Source organism: Agrobacterium sp. A3-95 (assembly GCF_053521785.1).
This window is the reverse complement of record NZ_JBNWDR010000027.1, coordinates 1-1,319: the sequence shown is the minus strand read 5'-3', so window position 1 is coordinate 1,319 and position 1,319 is coordinate 1. Positions and strand designations below refer to the sequence as shown.

Below are 1,319 nucleotides of genomic sequence, written 5' to 3'. Positions count from 1 at the left end.
TGAACTGCCCCCCATTTCGACCGGACAGTCGGCATAAGCAGAAAGGCTCAAGCACAGGCTTGGGTATAGGCTTATGGCTAACGACTATCGACACGTTGAATTGCTGACGGGTGATGTTCGCCGCAGGCGGTGGACAACCGAGCAAAAGCTGACAATCATTGAGCAGAGTTTCGAACCCGGCGAGACGGTATCTTCGACCGCTCGCCGTCATGGCGTCGCGCCCAATTTGCTTTATCGGTGGCGCAGGCTCTTGAGCGAGGGAGGTGCTGCAGCCGTGGATTCTGACGAGCCGGTTGTCGGAAATTCGGAAGTGAAGAAACTGGAGGATCGCGTCCGGGAGTTGGAGCGCATGCTCGGTCGCAAGACGATGGAGGTCGAAATCCTCCGCGAAGCTCTTTCCAAAGCGGACTCAAAAAAACGGATATCGCGGCCGATCTTGTTGCCGAAGGACGGTTCGCGATGAAGGCCGTCGCAGACACGCTGGGCGTCTCCCGTTCCAACCTCATCGAGCGGCTGAAAGGCAGATCAAAGCCGCGTGGGCCATACAACAAGGCCGAGGATGCAGAGCTTCTGCCCGCCATCCGCAGGCTGGTGGATCAAAGGCCAACCTATGGCTATCGGCGGATCGCCGCGCTCCTCAATCGCGAAAGGCGAGCCGCCGATCAGCCTGTCGTCAACGCCAAACGGGTCCATCGCATCATGGGTAACCACGCCATGCTACTGGAGAAGCACACAGCCGTTCGCAAGGGCCGCCTCCACGATGGCAAGGTCATGGTCATGCGCTCCAACCTGCGCTGGTGCTCGGACGGCCTGGAGTTCGCCTGCTGGAATGGCGAGGTCATTCGTCTCGCCTTCATCATCGACGCCTTCGACCGGGAGATCATCGCTTGGACGGCGCTCGCCAATGCCGGAATATCCGGCTCGGACGTCCGCGACATGATGCTGGAGGCGGTCGAGAAACGCTTCCATGCAACCCGAGCCCCGAATGCTATCGAGCATCTGTCTGACAATGGTTCAGCCTATACGGCGCGGGACACGAGGCTGTTTGCGCAAGCACTCAATCTAACGCCCTGCTTCACGCCGGTCGCCAGCCCGCAGTCGAACGGCATGTCGGAAGCCTTCGTCAAAACGTTGAAGCGGGACTATATTCGGATATCAGCTCTACCGGACGCCCAAACAGCGCTCCGGCTCATCGACGGATGGATCGAGGACTACAACGAAATCCATCCCCATTCCGCGCTCAAGATGGCTTCCCCTCGGCAGTTCATCAGGGCTAAATCAATCTAGCCGACTTGTCCGGTGAAATGGGGTGCACTCCA

General features: G+C 59.0%; 1 protein-coding gene. It reads left to right on the top strand.

The annotated features are described in order from the left end of the window. Positions 1-73 precede the first annotated feature (73 nt). Positions 74-1,287 (top strand): IS3-like element IS426 family transposase gene (locus tag ACQZ5Y_RS28270; protein WP_112651435.1). Its coding sequence is split into 2 segments (ribosomal slippage): positions 74-410 and positions 410-1,287, totalling 1,215 coding nucleotides; the frame shifts between segments, so codons are not numbered across the junction. Positions 1,288-1,319: the final 32 nt, after the last annotated feature.